The 21,290-nt window shown below is 70.9% G+C and carries 23 protein-coding genes and 1 pseudogene; 13 read left to right on the forward strand and 11 right to left on the reverse strand.

Features of this window, described 5'->3' with window-relative positions; translation table 11 throughout:
- Position 1: 1 nt before the first annotated feature.
- Entirely contained in the window at positions 2-406 is a 405-nt protein-coding gene (locus tag H958_RS0127260) for a hypothetical protein (protein WP_028060965.1), read from the reverse strand.
- A gap of 219 nt (positions 407-625) precedes the next feature.
- Here H958_RS0127260 and H958_RS48530 point away from each other — a divergent pair.
- Positions 626-913, forward strand: a pseudogene (locus tag H958_RS48530) (response regulator); the annotation flags it as partial.
- Positions 914-951: 38 nt separating this feature from the next.
- On the opposite strand, the gene H958_RS0127270 reads toward H958_RS48530, so the two are convergent.
- Positions 952-2,589, reverse strand: coding sequence for a recombinase family protein (locus H958_RS0127270; protein ID WP_081686328.1), 1,638 nt, complete (start codon positions 2,587-2,589; stop codon positions 952-954).
- 78 nt (positions 2,590-2,667) lie between these two features.
- Positions 2,668-2,913: a hypothetical protein gene (locus H958_RS0127275; RefSeq protein ID WP_156028310.1), complete on the reverse strand. Its 246-nt coding sequence runs from the start codon at positions 2,911-2,913 to the stop codon at positions 2,668-2,670.
- Positions 2,914-3,645: 732 nt separating this feature from the next.
- Between H958_RS0127275 and H958_RS0127280 the strand changes: the two genes are divergently transcribed.
- Positions 3,646-3,948, forward strand: coding sequence for a helix-turn-helix domain-containing protein (locus tag H958_RS0127280; protein ID WP_028060968.1), 303 nt, complete (start codon positions 3,646-3,648; stop codon positions 3,946-3,948).
- Between the two features lie 264 nt (positions 3,949-4,212).
- Here the strand turns inward: H958_RS0127280 and H958_RS0127285 are convergent, their stop codons facing one another.
- Complete coding sequence (locus tag H958_RS0127285; protein ID WP_028060969.1) at positions 4,213-4,470, reverse strand: hypothetical protein; 258 nt, start codon at positions 4,468-4,470, stop codon at positions 4,213-4,215.
- A gap of 267 nt (positions 4,471-4,737) precedes the next feature.
- On the opposite strand from H958_RS0127285, the gene H958_RS0127290 reads away from it, so the two are divergent.
- The gene (locus H958_RS0127290) at positions 4,738-5,025 is read left to right on the forward strand and encodes a hypothetical protein (RefSeq protein ID WP_156028311.1); all 288 of its coding nucleotides are present in this window, start codon (positions 4,738-4,740) and stop codon (positions 5,023-5,025) included.
- Positions 5,026-5,091: 66 nt separating this feature from the next.
- Positions 5,092-5,514, forward strand: a complete 423-nt coding sequence (locus H958_RS40760) for a toxin-antitoxin system TumE family protein (RefSeq protein WP_037411510.1) — start codon at positions 5,092-5,094, stop codon at positions 5,512-5,514.
- Between the two features lie 732 nt (positions 5,515-6,246).
- On the opposite strand, the gene H958_RS44170 is transcribed toward H958_RS40760, so the two are convergent.
- The 3 genes from H958_RS44170 to H958_RS0127320 all read right to left on the reverse strand — a co-directional run bounded on the left by H958_RS44170 (position 6,247) and on the right by H958_RS0127320 (position 8,108).
- Positions 6,247-6,930: a DUF1707 domain-containing protein gene (locus H958_RS44170; RefSeq protein ID WP_051324883.1), complete on the reverse strand. Its 684-nt coding sequence runs from the start codon at positions 6,928-6,930 to the stop codon at positions 6,247-6,249.
- Between the two features lie 332 nt (positions 6,931-7,262).
- On the reverse strand, positions 7,263-7,574 hold the full coding sequence (locus H958_RS0127315; protein ID WP_028060972.1) for a hypothetical protein: 312 nt from the start codon (positions 7,572-7,574) through the stop codon (positions 7,263-7,265).
- A gap of 33 nt (positions 7,575-7,607) precedes the next feature.
- Positions 7,608-8,108 carry a hypothetical protein gene (locus H958_RS0127320; protein ID WP_028060973.1) on the reverse strand — a complete coding sequence of 167 codons (501 nt, stop codon included), beginning with the start codon at positions 8,106-8,108 and terminating at the stop codon, positions 7,608-7,610.
- 457 nt (positions 8,109-8,565) lie between these two features.
- Between H958_RS0127320 and H958_RS0127325 the strand changes: the two genes are divergently transcribed.
- Both H958_RS0127325 and H958_RS0127330 read left to right on the forward strand, forming a co-directional pair.
- Positions 8,566-9,168, forward strand: a complete 603-nt coding sequence (locus H958_RS0127325; protein ID WP_028060974.1) for a restriction endonuclease — start codon at positions 8,566-8,568, stop codon at positions 9,166-9,168.
- Between the two features lie 412 nt (positions 9,169-9,580).
- Positions 9,581-10,201, forward strand: coding sequence for a nuclease-related domain-containing protein (locus tag H958_RS0127330; RefSeq protein WP_051324884.1), 621 nt, complete (start codon positions 9,581-9,583; stop codon positions 10,199-10,201).
- 72 nt (positions 10,202-10,273) lie between these two features.
- Here the strand turns inward: H958_RS0127330 and H958_RS0127335 are convergent, their stop codons facing one another.
- The 4 genes from H958_RS0127335 to H958_RS0127350 form a co-directional block, all read right to left on the reverse strand.
- A complete protein-coding gene (locus tag H958_RS0127335; RefSeq protein WP_028060976.1) occupies positions 10,274-12,400 on the reverse strand; it encodes a recombinase family protein in 2,127 nt (708 codons plus the stop codon).
- Positions 12,401-12,529: 129 nt separating this feature from the next.
- Entirely contained in the window at positions 12,530-13,228 is a 699-nt protein-coding gene (locus H958_RS0127340) for a FadR/GntR family transcriptional regulator (protein ID WP_028060977.1), read from the reverse strand.
- 587 nt (positions 13,229-13,815) lie between these two features.
- On the reverse strand, positions 13,816-14,256 hold the full coding sequence (locus tag H958_RS0127345; protein ID WP_028060978.1) for a helix-turn-helix domain-containing protein: 441 nt from the start codon (positions 14,254-14,256) through the stop codon (positions 13,816-13,818).
- Positions 14,257-14,284: 28 nt separating this feature from the next.
- On the reverse strand, positions 14,285-14,581 hold the full coding sequence (locus H958_RS0127350; RefSeq protein ID WP_156028312.1) for a hypothetical protein: 297 nt from the start codon (positions 14,579-14,581) through the stop codon (positions 14,285-14,287).
- Between the two features lie 1,301 nt (positions 14,582-15,882).
- Here H958_RS0127350 and H958_RS0127355 point away from each other — a divergent pair.
- The 7 genes from H958_RS0127355 to H958_RS44175 all read left to right on the forward strand — a co-directional run bounded on the left by H958_RS0127355 (position 15,883) and on the right by H958_RS44175 (position 21,284).
- Positions 15,883-16,320 (forward strand): ubiquitin-conjugating enzyme family protein, encoded by a 438-nt coding sequence (locus H958_RS0127355; protein WP_196807592.1) that lies wholly within the window; start codon positions 15,883-15,885, stop codon positions 16,318-16,320.
- Complete coding sequence (locus H958_RS0127360) at positions 16,317-17,426, forward strand: FHA domain-containing protein (protein ID WP_028060981.1); 1,110 nt, start codon at positions 16,317-16,319, stop codon at positions 17,424-17,426. The genes H958_RS0127355 and H958_RS0127360 overlap by 4 nt, the downstream gene beginning before the upstream one ends.
- Positions 17,423-17,893 (forward strand): ubiquitin-conjugating enzyme E2, encoded by a 471-nt coding sequence (locus H958_RS0127365; RefSeq protein ID WP_028060982.1) that lies wholly within the window; start codon positions 17,423-17,425, stop codon positions 17,891-17,893. Before H958_RS0127360 ends, H958_RS0127365 begins: the two co-directional genes overlap by 4 nt.
- On the forward strand, positions 17,886-18,749 hold the full coding sequence (locus tag H958_RS40775; RefSeq protein WP_051324885.1) for a S1C family serine protease: 864 nt from the start codon (positions 17,886-17,888) through the stop codon (positions 18,747-18,749). The genes H958_RS0127365 and H958_RS40775 overlap by 8 nt, the downstream gene beginning before the upstream one ends.
- A 15-nt stretch (positions 18,750-18,764) precedes the next feature.
- Positions 18,765-19,025, forward strand: a complete 261-nt coding sequence (locus tag H958_RS0127375; RefSeq protein ID WP_028060983.1) for an EsaB/YukD family protein — start codon at positions 18,765-18,767, stop codon at positions 19,023-19,025.
- Positions 19,026-19,027: 2 nt separating this feature from the next.
- On the forward strand, positions 19,028-20,239 hold the full coding sequence (locus H958_RS40780; RefSeq protein WP_051324886.1) for a HesA/MoeB/ThiF family protein: 1,212 nt from the start codon (positions 19,028-19,030) through the stop codon (positions 20,237-20,239).
- Positions 20,240-20,480: 241 nt separating this feature from the next.
- Entirely contained in the window at positions 20,481-21,284 is an 804-nt protein-coding gene (locus tag H958_RS44175) for a Mov34/MPN/PAD-1 family protein (protein ID WP_028060985.1), read from the forward strand.
- The last annotated feature ends 6 nt before the right edge of the window (positions 21,285-21,290 follow it).

Here is a 21,290-nt window from a genome sequence, read left to right on the forward strand (position 1 = left end):
TTCACTCGCTGCGCAGGCCGTCGCGAAGGTCGAACGCCTTGAGCCCGCCGGGACCGGTGTCCGGGAAGTCCGCGAACCTTCGATTCACGCAGTGGAACTCCTCGCCGCGCGGCCGCTCGTGCGCGCGCTCGACAGAGAACCTGCAGTGTGCCAGCGGCTCGCGGGCGAGCTTGAGCGACCCGAAGCCCTTCGCCTGCTCGGCCTGCTCGAAGAGCGCGACGTCGATCTCGGTGGCGAACACCTTGTGCGTGCAGCCCATGTAGCGGGTCCCGCTCAGCGGGTCGTCGTACGTGTACAGCGAGGGGCACTGCTGCTGCGCGCATGTCGCGGGAGCGATCACGCGGTCGCAGTACGTCAGGCACTGGCGGCACTCGGTGGCCTCGGCACGACGAACGGTCCGGCCCATCGTCGCGAGTTTACCCGGCGGGAATGAGCGGGGCGCGGTGCCCGGCGCACCGATGCACCGTGTTGCGGAGCGTGCGCGCCCCGGCCCCGCGCATCACCGCGCGCCCCGGCCCCCGCGCGTCTCCGCGCGCTCGGCCCCCGCGCGTGTCCGCGCGCCCCGGCCCCGCGCGTCACCGCGCGAGGGTGGGGCGAGGAATCTCGCGCCCGGACTAGGGCGACCATGCCCGACGATCGAGCGACCCTGCTCCTGGTCGAGGACGACCCGGTCGTCCGGACCTTCCTCGCCGACAACCTGACCGCCGACGGCTACGACCTGCTCGTGGCCGAGACGCTGCGCGACGCCCTGCGCATGCTCGAGTACCGGCGCCCCGACCTCGCCGTGATCGACCTCCGGCTGCCGGACGGCTCCGGGCTCGAGCTGATCCGGCGGGTGCGCGACGCCGACGGGATCGCCTCGCGGCTCGATCCCACGCTGCCGCTCGTGATCCTCTCGGGCTGCGCCGCCGAGCTCGACCGCGTGCGTGGCTTCGAGCTGGGGGCGGACGACTACGTGGCCAAGCCGTTGGCATTGCTTATCAGCCGCAGCGGAGCGCGGTTCCCTGCCCCCAGTTCGTCGACGGCGGCGGGGCTCAGCTCCGGGATGATGGCGACGCCGCCGTCGACCTCGCAGACCGTGAAGCGGGTGAACAGCCGGCGCAGCATGAACCGCACCTCGGCGACGTTGGCGCCGTCGCGCAGGTGCGCGGCGATCGCGTCGCGGAGCGCGACGAGGTCGGTCATGAGCGCGTCATCGGCGGTCGTGGCCGTGGCGCGCAATTCCTCGGCGCGGGCGGCGACCTGGTCGCGCGCCGCCGTAGCCCCGTCGAGTTCCCCGCTGAGCATGGCGTGCAGCCGCTCGTAGTTCGCGGGCGATAGCGCGCCGTCCGCGTAGTCGCGGTCGATGCGGGCGAGGCGGTCGGCGGCGCGGCGCTCCTCTCGCTCGGCGTCGGCAAGGCGCGCGTCCACGGTCCGCAGCTCGAGCGCAAGCGCGTCGGCGACCTCGGCACGCGTCTGGTCGACGGAGACGCCGCGCGCTTCGAGCGCGAGCAGCGCGGCCTCGTCGATTGCCTCGCGCGGTAGCGGGCCCTGCTCGCACGCCGTCACGTCGCGTACGCGCGTGTGGCACTGGTAGACCTGGTACCGGCCGCCCCATGGCGTGCCGTCCGGTCCCCGTCGCTGCGCGCTCGTGCGAGGCACCATCGCGCCGCCGCAGCGCCCGCAGCGCAGGTGCCCGTTCATGAACACGTACGGGCGCACGGGCGGACGGCCGCCGCGGTGAAGCGACTTCCGGCCGTCCTCACGGATGCGCGCGGCCCGGTCCCACAGCTCGCGCTCAATGATCGCCGGCTGGCGGCCGGCCACCAGCGCGTCGCCGTCGCGCATGAGCCCGGCGTAGAACGGGTCGGCGAGCACCTTCGCGATCGTGCCCTGATGCCAGGTCTTGCCGCGTGCCGTACGGACGCCCTCGCGGTTCAGGGCGCGCTGGATCGCCTGCTGAGATTGCCCGGCGACGTAATCTCGGTAGATGCGCTCGACGACGGCCGCCTCGGCAGGCACGACCCGCAGCGGCTCATCGGGATGTGTGCGCCCGCTGGCGTCGCGCACGTAGTCGTAGCCGAACTTGCGCGGCCCGCCGTTGTGCTTGCCCTCCGCGCGGCGGCGCTTCATGCCCTTCTTGACCGAGCTGCTCTTGCGGCGCGAGTCCATGTGCGCGCGCTGGCCGAGGTTCGCGACGCTCGCCGAGTCGCGCAGGTCGAAGTCGTCCTCGACGCTGCGAAGCTCGACACCCTGGCGGCGCAGTTGGTGCCAGACCTCGACGAGCGCGTCGGCGGCGCCGGGGCGGTCACCCGATCCGCGCGCGAAGCGGTCGGCCGCCTGCGCGACGAGCATGCAGCGCCCGTGCTCGCGCGCGAGTTCGATGGCGCGCGCCTTGGCGCGTACGAGGTCGTCGCCGCGGTTGCCCGAGTACGCCGAGAAGCCCTCATCGAAGAACTCGTCGTCTGGGGAGAGCAACGTCCACCCCTCGTCGGCGGACTTCTCGCGACAGTCCTCGAGCTGCGTCGGGATCGAGCGGTGACGGTCCTGCGTGCTCTTCGCCCCGTAGTGGACGGCGGGCACGCACGGGGTAGATTCGGTGCTGCTCATGGCGCTCCTACGTCGTGGGCCACGCCTCCGGCCGTTGGCGTGGCGCCGCCCCTCTTGCCCCGCAAGTATCGCGTGCGCTCACGCGGATCGCTCGATCCGGCGCACGCCGGCGGCGCGCTCGGCGTTGAGCGCCTCGCGGAGCGCCCCGAGCCACGCCTCCTCGGCGTGCGCCGCACGGAGCGTCGCATCGTGCATCGCAGCTAGGCGCGCGCGGTCGTCGTCGGTCTGATGCGCGTCGCAGCGGGCGGCGAGCGCGAGCTTCGGGCACCCCGGCTCGGCGCACTTGTGGAGCATGTAGGCAGGCGGCTGCAGCTCGCGTCTCACCGCAGGCACCTCTCGCGCGGTCCGCATGCCCTCAGGTCGTCTGTCCAGCCGCGGCGGGAGGAACATGACGGTGACGGGTTCGCACGGCGCGGACGGCGATGGTCGTCGTGGTTCTTCGCCCCGACCGCCGCACGCTCGGCAGGCGCGCGGCGGTGCGACCAGCGAGCCAACCGGGCCGTCGTCTCGACCAGACCCACCCTTTGCATCGGCGACGAGCGATCCATCGTCGGGCTCGCGTCGCGGTTGACGACGGAACTGTCGCAGTCGACACGGCGAGCGTAAAAACCGACACGATCGTGGTCACGGGTTGGCGTAAAGGAGGTTGCGTTTTACCTGCAAAAGCAGGGTTTCTCGACCCGCGGCGACTCTATCGATCCACGACTGGTGCGCCGTGTCATTGCGCTAGATCAGGCCGGAAATACCGTTGCGTTCGTCTCGGCCACGCGACCGGCTAGCGGTCAAGCGCTGGCGGTGGACCGGCGGCAGGTGGACGGCGGCTCGGCCCGCCGGGTCGCGGTTCGCCGCTCCTCACCTCGAACGAGCGGCACGGCGGCGAAGGGAGCGTGCCGGCCGTTGCGGTGCGGCGGCCGGACCGCGGCGGTCGCGCCCCGTCGGATAGTCGCGGCTCATGGCGAGCACCCGCGCGGCTTCTGCGCCCGCTAGTCCCGACGCGGGGCCGCGGCGGGCAAGAAGCGGCCCGCGCGGCAAGGCGCGGCGCGGGCGAGCCGGCGCGTGCGCGCGCCGCGCGATGCCAACCGCGAGGCCATCCTCGCGGCCGTCCGCGAGCGCCCGGGCGCGAGCGCGGGCGAGCTGGCGGCGGCCGCCGACATGAGCCGCGGGGTGGCCTACGGCCAGCTCAAGGCGCTGACCGAGAGCGGCGAGATCGTCAAGCGCGAGCTGCCCGGCGGCGTCGCGGGCTACGCGCCGGCGCCGGAAGCGGCGGCACCAGGGTGGTGCGGCGGCCAGCCGACGTCGCAGGACTGCGCGGCACCGGATCAGGCGGCGCTGCCGAGCGCGGAGCCGGCGGCCGCCTAGCTCCCCACTCGCCGGGGCGAGTCAACGCCGGGCTACGATCGCCGTCGCGTGGGCGCCTGACGCGGCGCCCGCGCGACCGCGGTCGGCCGCCCTCGCGCGCGCCGAGCTCACGCAGCGTCGCGCGCGCCTCGTCGTCGGGTAGGCCGTCCAGGGCCTCGATCGCCAGGTGCAGGTGACCGAGCGTGAGGCCGGGCGCTTCGAGCGCGAGCCAGCCGGCCCAGTGCACGGCGGCGGGCTCGAAGCGCTGCTCCTCGTGCGTCTCGATCAGCTCGAGGATCGCCAGCGTGATCGGGAGCGGAACAGACGATCTTCAGTCGCGACTGCCTCGAGTGCGCGGTCCGTACGCCGGGCGGAGCCGAGCTGCGCGTGCTCGGCAACCACTTCAAGAGCAAGATCGGCGGCGGCGACGCCCGGCGTTTGGCCCATGGTCTCCACGTCCGCGTAGGCAGCGCTGTACTGGTCGCGCAGCTTGGCGTGGCGGTCGAGCAGGCGCTGGGTGGTCTTGTTCGGCGTGGTGCTCATGAGGTGGTCTCCCCGGCTGTGGGCGGAACGCAGTTCCGAACCCCAGTCGCCGACACCTGGGAACACGACGCCATCGGCGCTTCGCGCAGGGCGGTAGCTCCGGGTCCTATCGGGTTGGTTCGGACGCGAAGGCCGGAGCGTCGCGGAGGCTGAATCCCGTCTTAGGTCCAGGGCGGCCCTCGACAGGCCGCACTAAGCTCCGGCCTAGGTTCCGCCGATATTGTCAGGAAACTCCGGGTAGGAGCCGACCCACGAAGCCCGAAAGGGGTGAGCGAGTACATGGGCACCAACGTTCAGACCGGGACCTACAACGCCGCCTCGCTTGAGGACGCGTTGCTCGTGCTGCAACGCCACTACCGCCTCGACTCCGCGGAGTTCTTCCGCGCGTACCGCGTCGGCAGCGATGAGATTGACCACATTCCGGGTCGCGCGCGGCACGAATGGGCGAGCTTCTACGCCGAGTGGCGAGAACTCACCGGCGCGCCGAATGACACCGCACCGCAGGAAGACGCGCTCGCTCGCCACACCCGTCGTGAGATCACCTGCGCGGCGTAGCGGCGTGCGCAATCTGCGGTAATCCCGCCGGAACCAGCCGATCCGCTCGTTAGTCTCGCGGGCGCGTTGACGCTTGATCAGTACTTCGACAACATCGACAAGCTCTTGTCGGCGAACGGGCTCATGTTCGAGCCCGGCGCGATCATGCTGCGCCTGGACGACCCGACGAAGCAGCGCGGGCGCGTCGCCGGCCGCGTTGTCTTCAGTGACCGCACCTTCCTCGACATCAGCGAGGTGGTCGAGATCGGTGATGACGGGTCGCCTGAGCGCGTCAGGTACTGCTACTACGTGATCCTCGACGGCGTCGAGTTCGTCGGCTACGACCACTCGCCGGACCATCCTGTCCCGACGCACGTGCACGACCGCGAGCACAAGAGCTACCCGGCTCGCAGGCGCAAGCTCGCCGAGGTGATCGAGATCGCGTGGAACGTCTCCAGCGACGAGAACTACTGGGCCGACACCGGCCCCGAGATCGAGGAGTACGCCTGACGGCACGTGCCGGGGTGGGCGACGAGGCTGACCCCGACTCGACCAGCGCACAACAGACAGCGCGCTGTGGAAAATAGCCCTGAAAACGGCCGGCCGGGTCGTATACGGCCGGTGTTGACTGTCGGGCGGCTGAAATAGGCCGGGTGGCGCACTCCTGCCATGGACGACCTGAAGCGGCGCGCCGGCGATCATGTTCTGCGACGTCTACGACAGGACGACGAGCACGATCATCGAGGCGAAGGGGAAGCGTGGCGCGGCCGTCGTTCCGCATGGCGATCGGCTAGCTGCCGACTCCGCGCGCATGCTCGCGCCCGCGCCCAAGCGAGCGATACTCGCCACCGAGCAGACGCGTCCCGACCTCCTTCGGCTCGCTGACGCCGAGGGCATCACAGGCTGGTCTGGCTGAACGACGGAGACTTCGGGGCATCGCGGCCGTCCGGGATGTCCTCGCGATGATTGGACCTCGTTGTCGAGCCCGAGCTCGAGATCAACACGCGCGGCGAGATCGTGCTTGCTGTGGACCCGCGCGATCGGCGCCGCGAATCCTGAACGTCTGGCGCGGGGGATCGCCGGTAGGGGCTGCTGATGTTCGGCGTTCCTGCGCATTGGCTGCGGGCGCTGGAGTTCGGCTGTGGTGACTGGTGGTGGCTCCGTAGCGACGACACGGTTGGCGCGGCGGGCCGGCAGAGCGCGCCGCGGCGGGGCCGACGATGCGGGCTCGCTGACCTCCAGCTACGCGGCAGCGGCGCTGGCGAGCCAGTCGCCGGCGCCCGGCTCCTGGGCGGCGCGCACCTGCTGCCAGGCACGGTTGAGGTGTCCCTGCAGCAGCGGCGCGTACAGGAGCTGCGGCACGATCAGCAGCCCCCCAATCGTGTAGGCGAGGGTGTAGAGCAGCGGGCTGGGCCGGTCATGCGGCGGCAGGCCGGACAGGCTCATCGCCTCACCGACGCGGCGGGCCGTCGAGTGCGCGGTGACGAACACCGGCACGATGATGAGCGTGCCGAGAGTCATCGCCAGCGTCGAGGCGACGGGGCTGGCGCCTGCCAGCGGGTGCGTCGGCTGCACGGTGCGCGCGAAGTCGCGCATCTCGCGGTTGACGGTGTACCACCAGTAGATCAGGTACAGCCCGAGCGTCACGACCGTGAGCAGCGCGACGAGGCCGGGGCTGCGATCAACGCCGAGTACTGGCTGCTCGGGTGCCGGTGCCATCGCTGGCCGAGCGGTGTGCCGCGGCGGTAGATCGGCGACCAGTCGGGCCAGATCCGCGCGCGTCACGGCCACGTAGGCGGCGGACAGGCGCTCCTCAAGCTCGTCGACCATCAACGCCCCCTCGCCCGCCGAGGCACGCAACATCTGAGCGACGTGTTCGCGGTCGGCGTCGGTGGCGCGTAGCTGCAGCTGCGAAGACGGCGTCATGGCAGCCCAGATATCGGCGTCGGCGCGCCTGGTCTGTAGGCCGCGACCCGAGTTCGGTCAGAGCCACGACAGCCGCCGTCAGCGCCGGATCTCGTCATCGAACCGCACGTCGAGACGGACGGAATGCGCCACGAGAAGCTGTACACATCGTGCTCCGCGGGTCACGCGGTTTTGCCTTGACGGCGAAATCGCGGTCGCACGTGCGCCCATTCGTCGGAGGTGTAGGTGGCGCGACCGTCGACGATGACCAGGAGCCGGGTCGACTCGCACATCAGGCAGCGCCGTTCGATGGCCCTCGAACACAGCATGTCCGGTCCGTGGGCGATTGAGCCTCACGCCGTCGGCAACGATGGTCCCACCCGGACCTGCGTATCTTCATGCTCGATGCGCAGGGCCTCGCGGCCGGCAAGGTCGTCCTCAGCCCACGCGCTCTGAAAGCCCAACCGCCTGAGGAAGAAGCCCGCATGCTCGCCGACCCGGAAGGCGTAGACGCCTTCCTGGTCAACCTGGTAGCTGAAGTCCTCAGGCTCGCTGAGCATCCCGGACATGTGGGCCACCGGACGCTCGAGTGTCTGGCCGATGCTGACCATGACCTCCGTGTCGGCCAGGACACGCAGGTAACTCATCGTCGCGTCGAAGTCCATGTGGAGAGCCTGCCAGGCGGCGGGCCGTCCTGGTCAGCGCTTCAGCGCCGGGTGAAGGAACACCGCGTACACGGTCCAGTCGACCTGGTCGGCGTGCTGCCAGTCGATCCGCCGTGCGTCCTTCCGGTCGAGTCGGAAGACGCCCGTCTCGGCGTTGGGCAGGTTCTTTCCGGTGGTCGTGTCGACCAGTCCGCCCTTGAAGGTCACGGTGATCGCCTTGTGCCAGCCGGCGCCGTGGAGCGCCTTGAATGCGGCCCCAGCGGACCCCGCCAGATCCTGCCGGGATGCGCCCTGAAAGCCGCCGTCTGGCGTGTTGACCGCCACGTTGATGATCGCCCGATGGCGCGCGATCCCCCGGACCGAGAGCTTGTCGGCGACCGCGCCGAACTGCGTCGGGTGGGCTGCCTCGAGCGCGGTGCGGAAGGGATCGCCACCCGCCTTAGTGGAGCTGCTTGGCTTGGGCGAGTCGCTGGCGCACGCGGAGAGCGCAAGTGCGAGTCCGAAGAGGGCGACGATGATGATCTTCTTGGGCATTGGGGAGCGTTCGACTGATCGTGTTGGCTTGCAAGCAGTTCATCGTCGGAACGTTGGCCCGCCTTGACGTCAGACGCCGGACGACGCCACATCGACCTCGGCGCTGGGTAGCCTCGCCGACGTGAGCAGGGCACGGCTGCTCCCCGATCCCGAACCGGCCAGGGCCTTCCCGCAGGCGCTGGCCGAGCTCGGACGCGAGCTCGGCATGCTGCTGGGTCGGGTGGAGCGGGGCGCGTGGGCTCGACGCGCCGGACCTCGACTACGACGAGTTCCGTGAGCGCGTCCACGCTGCCCACTACGCCGAGATGTCGACTACCGCCGCTCGGGCCGGGCGGCTGGCGGGCTGTGGAGGTTCATGCGCGAGATGCAGGAGGGGAGCTGATCGTCGTTCCGCGACCGAATGCGTTCTCGGTGGGCGAGGTCGCCGGCGACGCCTTCGAGGACGACGCCGGAGACGATGACGACACGGTTCATCGCCGCCCCTGACCTGGCTGAACCGCGCCGCAGGGATCTCGCGCCGCCGTGCCCGCGCCGCGCTGGTGTCCCGCATGAAGAGCAGGGGACGGTCACGGATGCGTCCGACCTGATCGAGGACATCCGGCTGGCGCTGGTCGCGGCCGACGGCGCCGCACATCCGTCGGGCGCGTCGACGCTGCGCGAGCGCCTCGTCGAGGAGACACGCCGCGGGCTGCTGAGCGGCTACTTCGACGAGCGACGGTTCGAGGAGCTGGTCCGCGACGTCCTCACGGCCTTGGGCGCGGCGGACGCGCGTATCGTGCCCCGCCAGCACGATGTCGGCGCTGACATCATCGCGCAGTTCCCCGTCGGCGGTCTGACGCTCGTCCCGGTTCACGTCCAGGTGAAGTACTGGCACCCGCAGCATGGCCGGGCCGGCGTGGAGCCGATCGACCAGCTGATCGCCTCGATGGATGGCGTCGAGATCGGGCTGGTCGTCACGACGACCGAGTTCGAGGACGAGGCGCGAAGCTATGCGCTCGGCAGGGCCGAGCGACGGCCAAGGAGCTGCTGCTGTTCGATGGGTCGGAGTTCAGCCAGCTGATCATCGACAAGGGCCTGCGCGGGCCTAGTCGCGTACACGGATCGTCCGGGCGAGTCACCGATGGCTCGTGGATCGATCACCGCCGCGGACCTGGCCGGAGGTGCGATGTGGCTGGAAGTCTGCTCTGCAAATGTCGGCGGCCGACAGCACGAGGTTGGGTGGTGCGCGACGGCCGGCTGTGCTCAAGGCGCGAGCGTGCCGCGCCGATTCGCAGGGCATGGCCTCGCGAGCGCTCAGGCTTCGTCGGGCCGATGTCTGCGTCGAGTGCGGGGCTGAGCTGCCGGCTGGCACCGAGGCTTTGTGGGACGCCGGGGCGCGGACGGTGACCTGCAGGGCTTGCCCGCAGATCGGCGACTCCGCGGCCGCCGCGTCGGGGCAGCCTGAGCTTGACCGCGGGGAAGCCGGAGCCAGCGTGGCTTGGGAGTATCAGCGACGCAGACGCGCACGCGAGGAGCGCACGCGGCAGGCCCATCCGCGGATCGGAGGGCTGCTGCTCGCGCTCCGCGGCGCGCCGCAGCACGAGAGCGCCTTTCACCGCGGGGAACTGGGCGAGAAGGCGGTCGCGGCGTCGCTGGAGCAGCGTACCGGCGATGCGCCGACGATCCTTCTCCACGATCGCCGAATGCCCAGCGGTCGCGGCAACATCGACCACCTGGCGATCGCTCCCGCCGGCGTCTTCGTGATCGACGCCAAGAACATCAGCGGCAAGGTACGCGTCACCAGGCCGATTCTCGGCACGCCGAAACTGCTCATCGACGGTCGCGATCGCACCAAGCTGATCGACGGGCTTGACCGCCAGGTGGCCGCGGTCCGTGACGGGCTGGCGGCGAGCGGCCACCCCGACGCGCCGGTGCACGGCGTGCTCTGCTTCACCACGGCAGAGTTGCCGCTGTTGGCGACGTTGAAAATGCGCGGTCATCTGCTGCTGTATCGCAAAGCGCTCGCCAAACGACTGAACGCCAAAGGGCTGCTGGACGCGGCCGCCGTCGACGCGCTGGCCCGCGCGCTCGCCGCCGCCCTTCCGCCCGCGTGATCTCGCCGGTCGCCGGCTCGACGGCTCAGGTTGCCGCGAGCGTCCGTTACCACGCCGATCGTCCGTCGAACCTCACTCGCGTCGGTCATCACACGCGCTCCGTGCGGTCGCGCCGCTGCCTTCGGGCGGCGCGGCTGAGCAGTCTCGGGCGCGCGGGAGGGACAGTTGGTTGGCCCACCACGACGCGCCGCGACGCCCGAGCACGTGCAACAGGCCGCTTCGGCCAGCCGCGCTGAATTCGGCTTGGGTGGGGAACCGTGCGCGGTCGTTGCAGAACTCGACGAGTTGCCGGCGGATCTCGTCGTCGTTCCAGCGGTGCAGTTGCGGGCAGGCGACCTCGGGGAACAGCGGTGCCCAGCGTTTGAGTCCGCCGGTCTGGCCGACGCGCCAGCGCAGCGCGTGTTTGCCGGCGGCGCGGAACTCGGGGATGGTGGGCCACTGCGGTTTGCCGTCGAGGTAGGCGGTGAGCTCGTTGAGGATGCGCTCGTCGGTCCAGGGGCGTGGGGGCCTGGGGGGTTCTTGCATGGGGAGCCGGAAGTGGAAGGCCCACCATTCGTCACGCGCTCGCAGCCGCGCTTGTTGGAGCAGCTCGCCGCGGCCGGCGCAGATGAAGACGTCAGGGGCGGGCCAGTGCGGTCGGCCGCTGAGGAAGTCGCGCAGCTCGCGTTCGAGCCGGTCGTTGCTCCAGCGGTGCGCGGGTCGCGTGCCGGTCCCCGGGCGTCGCCTGACACCACGGCGGGGACGGAAGGGTCGTGCTCGGGTCTTCTTATCGCCGATACGCGGGAGGTTGGGTGGGGCGGTCCCGCGCGGGCAGATCGTCACGCGATCCGGGGCGGGGAGGCGCCCGGAGCCAACGAAGACGCAGTCAATGATGCGGGCGAGGATGCCGCGGCGTTCGTCGGTGGTCATCGCGGGCCAGCGCTGCTTGATCTCGCCGGCGAGCGGAAGCTGATCGAGCTCGTCGGCCTCGCGCGCGAGCGCGACGGCGAGTCGCGCTTCGCGGACGCGCCGGTCCTTGACGAGGAGTCCATCGGCGTAGGCGTGAGGGTCGAGGCGCTCGATGAGCCGGTCGTTGTCGCGGTAGCGACGCAGCGCACGTTCGGCCTGCTCGAGCGTGGCAGTCGCCGCGGTGACCGCGACGGGCCGGCGGCTGCGGCGATGGGCGAGCACCTCGAGTGCCGTCTCGACGACGTAGGCGTCCAGTGGCGCGACCTGGATGTACGCGCGCGCGGGACAGGGTCCGCCGGCGCTGCGGCCCGCGCACCAGTAGCAGCGGTAGACGCGCCCCTGGGGTGTGCGGACGGTGATGCTGCTCATCGACATCGAGCAGCCCGCGCAGCGGACGAGTCCGCGCAGCAGCGGAGACGTATTGCCCGTGCGACGGCGGCTCCGAATCGGCGGACGCTGCGCGCGCTCCCAGGTCGCGCCGTCGACCAACGGTGGGTGGGCGTGGGGGCGATTCGTCGCGCCCCACTGGATCTCGCCGAGGTAGGCGCGGTGGCGGAAGATGTTCTCGAGCGTGCCGGGCGCCCAGCCGCTGTGCCCGTTCGGCGTCCGGACTTGCTCGGTCTCGAGGTACCGGCACAGCTCGCGGACTGTCGCGCCGGCAGCACGGCGGCGAAAGAGCTCGGTGACATAGGAGCCAGTGCGTGGGTCAGGCGTCAGCTTTCCTGAGCGCGCGCGGCGATAGCCGAATGGCACCCGCGACGCGGGCCACGCCCCGCGGGCGATCAGCTTGTCCTTGGCCTGTCGCCAGCCGACGCTCAGGCGATCTGACTGAAACTCGGCGATCGACAGCAGTTCGCGGCACAGATAGCGACCGACCTCTGAGCCCAGGTCGAAGTCTTCCCGCGCGGAGAAGAAATGCCCGCCCGCGTTCTGGATGCGCCGGATCGTCAACAGCGCATCGAGCTCTGAGCGCCCGAACCGATCGACCGTCGCGACGACCACGCCGCGCGTGACGCCGAGCTCGATCCGATGCGCGATCGCCTCCAGCATCGGACGATCGGGCCGACGCCCCGACTCGTCGAGCTCTTCGTAGACGCGGACGATCTCCGCGTCGTGCCGGCGCGCCCATCCCTCGATCTCCTCGCGCTGCACGACCGGCGAGATGAACTGCTCGCCGCGACGCTTGCCCACCAGCGAGATCCGGATGTACCCGTCGATCCGCAAACGATCGTTGCGGCGCTTCCCGGTCATGCGCCATCACCTCACCACATCGACAACCGACACGCTACGCCGCACCAGAGCGGTAACTACCAACGGCGTTCTCAGCGCGCTTCGGGTCGACGACGCCGGCCGCGGCCGTCAACCACGCGCCTCGGCTCGTTACGCCCCGCGTGCGACTCGGCGTGCGTGCTCGTGGAGATAGGGCTCCACGGTCATGAGATGGGTACGCATGGCGTCCCGCGCCGCCTGCGGATCGCCGGCGCGAACCGCCGCGAGGATCGCGGCATGCTCCGGCAAAGCCCGCGTCCTGCGGTAGGCGGGACGCGCGAGCGGAAAGCGAGCCGCCATCAACGCGGTATAGATCCGGCGCACGAGCAACACCAGCGGCGGATTGCCCGTGCCCTCGATCAACGCGACATGAAACGCGACGTCGGCTTCGTGGAAGCGCTGCTCGCGGCGGCGCCGGTCGCGTTCCCTCGTCGCGTCGACCATCGCCGCAAACCGCGCCTCCAACGCCGCAACGTGCTCCGGGGCGCACCGCTCGGCCGCCAGGCCCGCGGCCTCGACCTCGATGATCCGCCGGCACTCAAGGTAAGCGCCCAGCGACTCGACCGCGGCCGCGCCGCCCAGAGCGGCGCTCAGCACATACTCGTCAAAGAGATCCCACTTCTCGCGCGGGTTGACGGTCGTGTCGCTTCCGTGGCGCACGGTCACCAATCCCCGTTCCTCCAGCCCGCGCACGCACTCGCGCGCGACGCCACGACTGATGCCGAATCGGTCGGCCACCTCGACCTCGCGGGCGAGCACGTCTCCCGGCGCAAGCCGTCCCGTGACGATCTCGTCGACGAACTCCGCCATGGCAGCACGATGCAAGCGCACGGCACACACCCAATCACACGATCACCGTCGGCGACGCGCCGAGCCCTGAGCTGGCCTCGCCGACGCTCGGTTCATCAAGCGCGCGGCGCCGTGGTCAGTCCAAAGGCGGGTCCGACAGCCCAAATGGAGCAAGCGCAGCGCGCGCTGCCCGCAACCTTGGGCGATGGGCGTCGAGATCCCAACGACGAAATTGACGGCGCTGCTGAAACGTCACGCTTGGACTGATCGCGCGCGACGGGGCGTCCAGCGAGGTCGAGTACGACGTGCTTGGGCATCTGAGCGGCGCCAACGATTGAGCGCCTGTTGTGGGTCTTCGCCAATTCGTGGCCTCGTATCTGGCCGCGACCAAGGACAACCCGGACGCGCGAACACTCGTTTATGACGACGGCGGCGGGGCGAGGGGCTCGATCCCGAGCGCAGGGTGTCGTGGACGACGAACGCCCGAGCACCCGCGCGATCTCCCGCACGCCGCGAGCACGCGCGCGAAGAAGAGCGATCTCCTACCGGGCGGTGAACGACAGGTAACGCCCTGTGCCGTCGCGCCGCTGTCTTCGGTAGACGCCGGCTCAGCTGGCGGCGACCGGTTCGGCGGCTGCCCCCGGTGCGAGCCGGTAGCCGGTGGTGCCGCCGGGCAACTGCTCGCGAGCGATCTCCCCGCGCGTTTCGAGCGTCTTCAGCAGCGAGTAGAGCACCGGCCTCGCCACGCCGGACGCCGAGGAGAGCTCGGCGGCGCTGACGCCGGGCCGATCCCCCAGCACGCTCAACACCGCAGCACGGTTCGCGCCCCGCGGCGCGCGCCCCGCAGTGGTACGCGGCTTCGAGGCGCGCCGTGCGCTCGGCGACGCCGGCGCATCCGAGATCCTGGGCGTGGTCGACGTCGGGCCTTGGACGTCGCCGAGCGCGACGAGTGCGGCCTCCAGGCGCGCGTATTCGAGCGCGGCCGCCTCGCACTGGCGAAGTCGGGCGCGGATCTCAGTGCGGATACGGTCCAGCAGCGGCTCAGCCATGAGTCTCCTGGGTCGACGGGTGCCGAGGCTAGCCGAAGTAGCCGTTCGCAGCCGCTTCGGTCCAGGCGTAGCGGCGAAGGGAGGTGAGGGAGGAGCGCCCGATCTCGATGCCGTATTCGGGCTCGCTTGCTTTGCCTTCATAGTCACGGTCCGTGAGCGGCGGCGAGGCGTCCAGCCATTCATCGCTCGGCACGAGGTAGAGCCGGGGCTCCGGTTCTTCGGCGAGGAGGACGAGTGCGACGAAGCGGTGACCGGCCGGCTGCAGTCGGCGCTTGGTCCAAAATGCGTATCCGCCAACGCGCTGCGTCGAGACGAACACTTCCAAAGACCGGCCGTCCGCGGTTCGAACTTCCAGTCTCCCGTCCATCGGGTTGCTTGCCCGAGTTACTGTGCAGCGGGCGCGCTCCAGTCGCTCCGTGACCATGTCTTGCCCAGAGCCACCAGCTCGGCCCGACCCAGCCGCGACCAGCGATCATGCGCCATGCCGCAAGCGTCGCACACACCGGCGACGGAGCCCCAGCAGGGTTTAATGGGAAAGGAGAATCCAACGGCCGTTCAGCCGGCCGAGGGTCCGTGCCTGCGCGCCCCGGCCGCGTTGTCGAACCGGTTCAGTCAGCTGCGACTGGCGCCTGCGGCCACGCGTGCTGCTTCGCGCGTCACCGCACGATCACCGCGTTCGAACTCGCCCGCGAGCTGAAGACCACGCGCGGGCTCAACGCCCCAGGGGACCTTGCGCTTTCGACCCTGAGGCGGTTTAGCACCGGCCGCGAGAGCCTTGCCTTCCCAAGGAGGGACGAACTTCGCTCACGCCGGCCAACCACGAGCGTCCGGCTACCTCTCGCCGGGGCGAGCGCGACCGGGCGCAGAGCGTCGGTACGTTCGGTACAGGAATGCGCCTTCGCTGAGTCGCTCGATGCCCGGGGCATATCGCTCGCTTCGGCCACCGCTGCGAGAGCGTCAGCGCCAAGACACCTGGCTCTGTGCGCCTCAAGGACTCCGCGGTTCGGCGCGTAGGGCGGGCTGGCGGTGAATCGGGGTGGATCTCACCGAACTAGACGTGTTGGCAGGTGCGAAGGGTCGATGTCGGCATTACGGTGCCACGAATGTCGACACTGAGGGACGACGTGATTCGGCGTGCCCGGACGCCGCGACCGAGCCGTGTCGCGCCGCGCATGCGCCAGCGCGGTCGCTACCCGCGCCGTCCGGTGCGGCCAGCCGATCGTGCTCGCCTGGTTACGACGCGCGGACTGCCACGAAACAGGCTCAGGGGGTGATTGCGACGCGTCCCGATCATGGCTGCCGGCAGGGCATGCGCCTGCTCGGCTCGATGGTCCGCGTCGGTCGGGTTGGGGGCTTGGTCCGGAACGAGCGGCAGGTCCACTGGCATGAACTCGTCACGCGGGCGGACGGAGACGATTCGTTCAAGCGTCAAGGCGTGCCTGCCGATCTCCATCCCGATTTCTGTCCTTCGACTCTCGGCTCATGAATCCACGTCTTCGCCGTCTCGCGGCCGATTTTCAAGCGCTGCGCTCGGAGTTCTCCGGGCATCCGCGCGTCCGCATCGAACCGCTCGGTCCGCCGCCGCCGGAGGGCTACCGCGTCAGTTACCGCCTGCCGGGGCTGCGGTTGGACGGCCAGCAGCCGGTCACCGCCGGCGAGCACGTCATCGAGATCAGGCTGCCGCTCGGGTACCCGCGTGAGCAGCCGTATGTGGTGCCGCTCACCCCTGTCTTTCACCCCAATGTCGGCGAGCACTACTGCATCGCGGACTACTGGTCGGCGGGGGAAGGCCTGGTCGACGTTGTCACCAAGGTTGGCGACATGATCCAGTACCGGATCTTCAACACGCGCAGCCCGCTGAACGCGGTCGCGGCGTACTGGGCCGACCAGCACCCGGAGGTTTTCCCGGTCGGCAACGTCGAACTCGGCCAGCCCGAGCTTGAGATCTCACTCACGCCGTCGGCCTCGGCGGCCAAGCACGTCACCGCTGCCTCACGGGACGCGGTGACTGATCCCGACGTGGCGATGATCACCCCGCGACGCGACAAGGAGCCCGGAGCATGAGCGACGGCAAGAAGCTGATCATCACCGACGAGGACCTCAGCCGCATGCCCGCGAGCACCGCGGCGCCGATGCCACCGATCGGCGCGCCGGGCGCTCCGGCCGCCGGTGCGCTGCCGCCGGTCGCTGGCGTCAAGCCGGCGCCCCTGCAGCTCGGTGGCATGACCGGCCGCTCCGCGGCCGGCGGGTTGAACCTCCGGTCGACGCTGGTCATGAGCACGATCGGCGCGCTCGTCGCCGCCTTGGCGGCGTGGCTGTTGCTCGAGCTGATCACCGATGACAACGCCGCCGGTGAGCATCTCGTGCGCACCACCGCGCTGCAGTTCGGCGCCGCCGGCGCGGTCTTCGGCGCGATCTATGCAGCCTGGGAGGACCTCACGAGCCGCGTGTGGGAGGCTGCGCTGCCCGCGGCGGGGATCGGCGCGGCGATCGGCGCGGTGTGCGGCGCGATCTCTGGCGCGATCGCTCAGGAGCTCTACGCGTCGATCATCCGCGACATCGTCGTGCAGGCGTTGACGACGGGCGACGACATCAGCGCGACCGACTTCAAGCTGTGCGCTGCGCGTGCGCTCGCGTGGGCGATCTTCGGCGCCGGCATCGGGCTGGCCGCTGGCGCCGCCAAGCGCTCGGGCCGCAAGACCGTCAACGCGCTGGTCGGCGGCACCGTCGGTGCGGCGATCGGCGGGTTTTTGTTCAACTACATCGGCGAGGCGACCGACTCAGCGACCGCGTCGCGTCTGATCGGCCTGGCGGTTGTCGGGTTGGCGATGGGCGCGGCGATCGGCCTGGTGGAGACGGCGCGCCGGCAGGCGTGGATCAAGCTGGTCTCCGGCGGGATGGCCGGCAAGGAGTTCATTCTCTATCACGCCAACACGATCGTCGGTTCCAGCCCGAAGGCGCAGATCACGCTCATCAAGGACCCGGCGGTCGCGCCGATGCACTTCCGTATCGACGAGCAAGGCCCGCGCCGCGCGTTGACTGCCTTCGACGGCTGCCCGGTCTCGATCAACGGCACTCCGGTGACGTCGCACTGGCTGCGCGACGGCGACATGGTCCAGGTTGGGGGCACCGCGTTCGCCTACTCCGAGCGGACTGTCGCTGGCGTATGACGCCGCGCGAGCGGCGCCTTGTCGTCGACCATCACGAGCTGCGCGAGCTGGAGGCCTCCGGCGTGGTCGCGGTGACGGCGTCCGGGTCGCCGCCGGAGTGCTACAGCGTCCGCTTCACGGCGCCCGGCCTGGCCCCCGGGGAGGACGGCATACCGGTGGCGCGCGACGAGCACGAGTTCGCGGTGTACCTGCACCTGGATTATCCGCGCCGCCCGCCGGTCATCACCTGGTGCACTCCGGTGTTCCATCCCAACCTGCTCGGGCCCGACCGCCACGGCGGGGTGTGCATCGGTTCCTGGTCGCCGTCGGAGAGCCTGCGCGACCTCGTCGTCCGGCTCGTCGAGCTCGCCGGCTGGCGGGCTTTCGGTCTTGCGGATGCGCTGAACATCGCCGCCGCCGCGTGGGCGCGCGAGCACGCGGTCGTGCCCGACGGCGATGTGCAGAAGCTGGTGGGCGCGCATGCGTAGCGCCGCGCTTGCGGGCGCGCTCGCGGGACTGGCCGCGGTGTCGGCCGCGGCGCCCGTTCGCGCGGTCGCGGGGCAGTCGACGCCGATCGAGACATCCGCGGTGCGCGTGGTCACCGTCCTGGCCGGCGAGGCGCAGGGCGCCGCGTTCGCCTACGGCAAGCCGGGGCGGCTGCTCACCAACGCGCACGTCGTCGGCACGGCACGCACGGTGCAGCTGTTGACCGACGGCGGCCGGCGCGCCGACGGCACCGTCGTCGCCGTCGACCGTCGCGACGACCTCGCGCTTATCGACTCCCGGACGATGAAGCTGCGGCCGATCGCGGTGCGCGCCGAACGCGCCCACGTGGGGGAGTCGGTGTACGCCGTCGGGTCGCCGTTGGGCCTGGAGGGGTCGGTGTCGCGCGGGATCGTCTCGGCGGTTCGCGTTGGCGACGGCGGGCGGCTGCAGACCGACGCCGCCGTCAATCCAGGTAACTCCGGCGGGCCGCTTCTGGACCGTCGCGGCCGCGTCCTCGGCGTCACCACCAGCATGCTCACAGAGGCCCGCGGCATCGCGTTTGCCGTTCCAATCGCGCGTGCCGCCACGCTGCGCCCCGGTCACGTCGTCGCCGCAGACAGCGGCGACAACACCGGCTGGATCACCTACGCGGCCGTCGGCCTCGCCGTCCTGTTGCTGGCCGCCGCGACCGTGCTGGCGCTCCTCCGCCGCCGGCGTGTGCGCGCCCGCACCGTCCGGCTGCGCCAGCGCGCATCGAAGGCGGCCACCACGAACCTCGCCGCGCCGGTGTCCGTGTTCGACCCCGAGCCGACGGTCCGCCTGAGGCCCCGCGACACCACCCACACCCCGACCGACTAGGAGCCCCCGCCCGTCATGGACATCACTGTCGTCGACGCCACCGGTAACAAGCGCGAGGAGGCCTCCGTCCCCGGAGACGCCGCCTCCGGGCGAATCCTCGCCAAGCTGGTCGAGCTCATGGAGCTGCCCACGACTGGCCCCGACGGGCAGCCGCTGTCCTACCGCTTCCACCACAAGCAGTCCGGGCGCCAGATCGGCGACGGCCAGACGCTCGAGCAGGCCGGCGTCGCCGACGGCGACGTCCTTCGCCTGGTCGCAGAGATCACGGCCGGCTAGCGATGGCCGCCACCGGAGAACGCCCTGCCGACCGGCGCCTGGACGTGCGGTTGGGCGACGGCACCGACGGCCGCTACCACCGCCAGGAATTGATCTCCTGGTGGCACCAGGATCTGCTGCGCCAAGCGCGGGTCCTGGTCGTCGGCGCTGGCGCGCTGGGCAACGAGCTCGTCAAGAACCTGTGTCTGCTCGGCGTCGGCACCGTCGTTGTCTGCGACCTCGACTCCGTCGAGAACTCCAACCTCGCGCGGTGCGTGTTCTTCCGGCCCGGCGACGACGGGCGCCCCAAGGCGCAGGTCGTCGCGCAGGCCGCCGGGCAGCTCAACGGCGACTGCCAGGTCATCGGCGTTACCGGCGACATTCGACTGACCGTCGGCGTCGGCCTGTACCGCCAGTTCGACCTCATCCTTGGCGGCCTGGACAATCGCGAGGCGCGCCTGCACGTCAACCAGGCGTGCTGGAAGGCCGGCGTGCCGTGGATCGACGGCGCCATCGAAGGGCTTATGGGAGTAATGCGCGTGTTCAGCCCGCCGGGCTCGGCGTGTTACGAGTGCACGCTGTCTGAGCGCGACTTCGAGCTGCTCGCCGCGCGGCGCGCCTGCTCGCTGCTCACGCGCGACGAGATGCTCGCCGGCAAGGTCCCGACTGTCGCCACGTCCTCGAGCGTGGTCGCCGCGATGCAGGTCGCCGAAGCGGTCAAGTTGCTTCACGCTGCCGAGCCGTCCGGCTACGAGTTCGCGGGCCGGGGCGTGATCTACAACGGCCAGACGCACGACCACTACACCGTCGTCTACCCGCACCGCGAGGACTGCCTGAGCCACGACAGCTATGACCTGGAGCACGCCGCCGCCGTGGGGCGTGACGTGCCGTTCGCAGACATCCTGCACCGCGCGCTCCACGACCTCGGACGCGACGCGGTTGTCGAGCTTGAGCACGAGCTCGTCGTCGACTTCCAGTGCGGGTGTGGCCGGCGCGACACTGTGCTGCGCCCCGCGATCGCCCTGCGCGAGTCCGACGCGGCCTGTCCTGCGTGCGGAGCGCGGCGGCGCCTCACGCCGACGCACCGCGTCGACGCCGACAGTCCCGCCGCGCTGCTCGAGGCGACCCCGGACCGGGTCGGTCTTCCGGCCGGTGATGTGATCACGCTCCGCGCCGGCCTTGAGCGGACGCACCTGATCCTCGACGGCACGATCGAGGGCCTCCAGCTGCGATGAGATCGTTCCGCGCTCGCGGGCCGCTGCTGACCGGCCGCTTCTGTGGCGACCGCGGCGCCGCAGCAAGGGCCCAGGCGGCCGGCGAACGCCCGGCGCTCACGACGGCCGCGGCCACCACCCCAGCCGTCTTCGTCCACTGCGGCGTCGACTACGCGATCCTCGGAGTTGGCAGCCCGGCTCGGTTCGAGCAGATCAAGGGTCGGCTCTTGCGAAGCGCCGCCGCGCGCGCCGAGGGTGCCCGATGCTGAGCGATGGCGACATCGTCGGCGCGCTCTGGATGCCCGGCGTCCGCGATGAGGTCTACGACCACGTCTTCTCAGACCTCGCGAACGAGGTCGGCGGCTTCCTCATCGGCCGGGCCCGCAACGACGGCCGCGTCGCCGTGCGCGGCATTGTCCCAGCGCTACGCGCCGACGGCCAGACTGCCAGCCTGACGTTCACCCACGACGCCTGGGAGGACGTGCACCGCGAACTCGAGCAGCGGTTCGCGGGGGAGGAGATCGTCGGCTGGTACCACAGCCACCCCGGGTTCGGCATCTTCCTCTCCGAGCACGATCTGTTCATCCACCGCAACTTTTTCGCGGCTGCTCACCAGATCGCGTACGTCGTCGACCCGCACGCCGGCGAGGAAGGGATCTTCGCTTGGCAGCACGGCGAGGTCGTCAACGTCGGGAAGGCGGCCACGCCGCGCCCCGGCCAGCGGCCCGCCGCCGGCGACACGACTCCGGCACGCCAGGGATATCCGCCGGTGGCGATGGCGCTGCTCGTCGCCGTCGGCATTGCCCTGGGCGCCGGCGGGTGGCTGGTCCTTGGGGCCCCGGCCGATGACCCGCCGCCGCCCGCCGCGCCCGCGCAGGGCGTCCGCGGGTCGGCTCCCGGCCAGCCGGCCCGCCAGCAGACGGGCCGCGGGCGGACCACGCAGCCCGCGCAACCGACCGGGCAGCAGCCCGACCGCCCGAAGACCGTCATGCGCTGCGAACAGCACCCCGGCGACCTCCAAGTCTGCCAGCGCATGCCTGTAGAGACCCCGGAGGAGAATCCGTGAACACGC

This window comes from Candidatus Solirubrobacter pratensis, from assembly GCF_000425945.1.
GTDB lineage: Bacteria > Actinomycetota > Thermoleophilia > Solirubrobacterales > Solirubrobacteraceae > Solirubrobacter > Solirubrobacter pratensis.

Coding starts and splice junctions, on each gene's coding strand:
- H958_RS0127260 (WP_028060965.1), bottom strand. CDS start 406: ATGGGCCGGACCGTTCGTCGTGCCGAGGCCACCGAGTGCCGCCAGTGC.
- H958_RS0127270 (WP_081686328.1), bottom strand. CDS start 2,589: ATGAGCAGCACCGAATCTACCCCGTGCGTGCCCGCCGTCCACTACGGG.
- H958_RS0127285 (WP_028060969.1), bottom strand. CDS start 4,470: ATGAGCACCACGCCGAACAAGACCACCCAGCGCCTGCTCGACCGCCAC.
- H958_RS44170 (WP_051324883.1), bottom strand. CDS start 6,930: ATGACGCCGTCTTCGCAGCTGCAGCTACGCGCCACCGACGCCGACCGC.
- H958_RS0127315 (WP_028060972.1), bottom strand. CDS start 7,574: ATGGACTTCGACGCGACGATGAGTTACCTGCGTGTCCTGGCCGACACG.
- H958_RS0127320 (WP_028060973.1), bottom strand. CDS start 8,108: ATGCCCAAGAAGATCATCATCGTCGCCCTCTTCGGACTCGCACTTGCG.
- H958_RS0127325 (WP_028060974.1), top strand. CDS start 8,566: ATGACGACACGGTTCATCGCCGCCCCTGACCTGGCTGAACCGCGCCGC.
- H958_RS0127335 (WP_028060976.1), bottom strand. CDS start 12,400: ATGACCGGGAAGCGCCGCAACGATCGTTTGCGGATCGACGGGTACATC.
- H958_RS0127340 (WP_028060977.1), bottom strand. CDS start 13,228: ATGGCGGAGTTCGTCGACGAGATCGTCACGGGACGGCTTGCGCCGGGA.
- H958_RS0127345 (WP_028060978.1), bottom strand. CDS start 14,256: ATGGCTGAGCCGCTGCTGGACCGTATCCGCACTGAGATCCGCGCCCGA.
- H958_RS0127360 (WP_028060981.1), top strand. CDS start 16,317: ATGAGCGACGGCAAGAAGCTGATCATCACCGACGAGGACCTCAGCCGC.
- H958_RS0127365 (WP_028060982.1), top strand. CDS start 17,423: ATGACGCCGCGCGAGCGGCGCCTTGTCGTCGACCATCACGAGCTGCGC.
- H958_RS40775 (WP_051324885.1), top strand. CDS start 17,886: ATGCGTAGCGCCGCGCTTGCGGGCGCGCTCGCGGGACTGGCCGCGGTG.
- H958_RS0127375 (WP_028060983.1), top strand. CDS start 18,765: ATGGACATCACTGTCGTCGACGCCACCGGTAACAAGCGCGAGGAGGCC.
- H958_RS40780 (WP_051324886.1), top strand. CDS start 19,028: ATGGCCGCCACCGGAGAACGCCCTGCCGACCGGCGCCTGGACGTGCGG.
- H958_RS44175 (WP_028060985.1), top strand. CDS start 20,481: ATGCTGAGCGATGGCGACATCGTCGGCGCGCTCTGGATGCCCGGCGTC.